At 27.4% G+C, this 2,782-nt stretch carries 2 protein-coding genes; one reads left to right on the forward strand and one right to left on the reverse strand.

Translation table 11 applies throughout. The features are described from left to right. Positions 1–74: 74 nt before the first annotated feature. Positions 75–239 carry a hypothetical protein gene (locus VK998_RS08800; RefSeq protein ID WP_325227732.1) on the reverse strand — a complete coding sequence of 55 codons (165 nt, stop codon included), beginning with the start codon at positions 237–239 and terminating at the stop codon, positions 75–77. A gap of 305 nt (positions 240–544) precedes the next feature. Here VK998_RS08800 and VK998_RS08805 point away from each other — a divergent pair, with 305 nt between their 5' ends. Beyond that, the gene (locus VK998_RS08805) at positions 545–2,713 is read left to right on the forward strand and encodes a tetratricopeptide repeat protein (RefSeq protein WP_325227733.1); all 2,169 of its coding nucleotides are present in this window, start codon (positions 545–547) and stop codon (positions 2,711–2,713) included. The last annotated feature ends 69 nt before the right edge of the window (positions 2,714–2,782 follow it).

The following is a 2,782-nucleotide window of genomic DNA, read 5'->3' on the forward strand; positions in this document are numbered from 1 at the left end:
TAATGTATTTCAAATCTGCACATTAAATGAAACTAAATCTACTACTAAAAAAAGGCAAGAAATTGGGAGAGGTCTTAGGCTTCACCATCAAAGAAGTATAAAAGTCCGTCATGTATTTCGGAAAAATGTCTTAGTTCTGAATAAAAAAGTATATCTTCATCTTTAGTTTCATCTATGAAATCATTATGTGCCTTTAGCAAAACTTCTATTTTTTTATCGATTATATCGTTTTCAAACATAAGATAACCTCCTCATAATATAAATATAAGATGTATTTTATATAGAAATATACCCAAATTAAACATGAACCCACATAATATATTTGAAAAGAATTTATGCTACTTCTATTTTGGGCATATTTATAAGATAAAGATATGAATAAATTTTAGAATGAGAAATACATATATAAATTTTCCTTAAGAATAAAGGGTAAATTTATATAATAAAATTATGATATAATTAGGAATAAAGTGAGAATATCCATGTGGATATTGCTATTATGTAAACTTAGCAAAAAGTGATGAAAGTAATGGAGTGAATTTAAATGCAAAAGATTGGTTCTAAGACAAAAACTATAATTATCATAATAATATCTTTAATTATTATTATTGGATATATTATACCCATATCTATGTCCCGGTTAGCAAAGAACGTTAGTTATAATAACAGAGGAAAAGTTATAAAACTTTATCAAATATATTTAAACACCTTATCATTTACAAAAAAAGATGAGGCCTTATATAATTTAGCCAATCTAATATTACCCTATATAGACACCTATGACATACTAATGTGGGGTAAAGGTGGAGGAGGTTTTCCAGCAACTAAGGAAAATGTGGAGACTGCAATAGGATATTATGAGGAAATATTAAGCAAATATAAAAATAGTAAATATCATAATCAAGCATATAAAAAGATATTAGATATCTATACTGGATTAGGGGAATTGGATAAGGTTTATGAACTGTTGGATATGGGGAAGATGTCCTCTAATAAAGAGTTAGTATATATTAGTGATTTATATAGGGCTTTCTATTATTTTGCAGATGGAGAGTATGATAACGGGTTGGATATTGTAAACAATTATTTGGATAAAGGTAGAGAGGATATAGAACTTTATTACCTTAAAGGTCATATATACTTTGCTCTGGAGGACTATGAAAAAGCTAAGGAAGTATATGAATTAGCAGATAAGAGCTCTGTCCTAGATAGGGAAAAGGGCAATTTATTTGGGAATCTAAAGATAAAGGATCGCAGTTTGTGGATGAAGGATATTATAAAATATAAAGGTGATTTAAAAATAAGGGGAAAAGCAACCTATGATGGAAAACCAATACCTTTTGCTCAAATTTATCTGAGGGATATATCAGAGGCAGGTACTTATTCTAGTAATGGGATGCATTTTGTAGCTATAACTGATATTAATGGAAATTTTGAAACGGTAGGATTTAAGGAAGGAACTTATGAGATAGGTATAGGTATTAGCAAATTTTTAGCTTATGATATGGTATATTTAGATGACTCTAAAAGAAACTTGGAATTATACGAAGATACTATATATGATTTTCATTTTGTATCACCAATGGAAATGGTAATTCCTAAAGGAGAATATATATTAAAAGATGAAGAATTTACTATTACTTGGGAAGAAGTAGAAGGGGCAGAGTACTATACAATCAATGCAACAAGTTTTGATAATCCACTAAAAATGGAAGGAAGTAGTGCAGGTTTTTCTATTCCTAGTAAAAATGGAGAATATCATATAAAAGAAAATAGAGCTATTTTAAGTTTAGAGGTATTAAATTCAGCACTTGGTGGCATATTTTATGAAGGAGAAGATATGACAATAAATCCTCAAGCTATTTTAGGGGTCTTCTTTCCTGGTAACAATGTACCAGTTTCAATTAATGCTTACGATAAAAATAGAACTTTAATCAGTAGTTCATTACCTTTAATTTCCTCTTATGACAATGGTACTATTATAAAAGTTAGAAATAGGGAATTGACGGAGGGGGAAAACTTAATTCTCCAAAAAAAATATGAAGAAGCTGTAGATTATTATGAAGCACAAATAGATAATGATGAAAATAATTTAGAAGCCTTAACCTACCTTTCAAAACTTTATACTAAAGGATGGAAAAAGGATACAGTAGATCCGGATAAAGCTGAAAAATATTCTTTTAGACTATATGATTTGACCAAGGATAAGAACATATTGGAAAGTTTATGTAAATCTATAGCCATGAAAGATAAAGAAAAATTTATAAAAATAGGGAATAGAGTATTCGATTTAATACCAGATGAAGATTTAAATGAAGGATTAATTTGGGAAAAAGGACGATATTATTTATTAAAAGGAGATTTTAATAAGGGACAGGAATATTATGAAATGATAGGAGAATCATATGTAAACTCATATATAATATATATAGATATCTTCAATAGAGAGTTTGACAAAGCTTTGAATAGGTTAGAAGATGATAATATGAAATTTTATTATATGGGGAAAAAGAACCTAAATTCAGGTATAGAAGGATTAAAAGAATTAGATGAAAAATCTAAGGAATGGAAAGATTTCAAGGATTTTTTATCTAAAGTAATAACTAATGAAATTTCTAAAGAACATTTTTATAAAATATATAAAAGTATTAATGAAACAAATATTAATTTGATTTTAAAAGAAATTGGAGTGGAAAATCATTGGATAAAGTAAATTAGGATTAGTTTAATAAAAAGGATTGTGTGATTTTAAGAATTGTAGGCTAATTTATTAAAACAATAC

The organism is Schnuerera sp., from assembly GCF_035459645.1.
Lineage (GTDB): Bacteria > Bacillota > Clostridia > Tissierellales > Tepidimicrobiaceae > Schnuerera.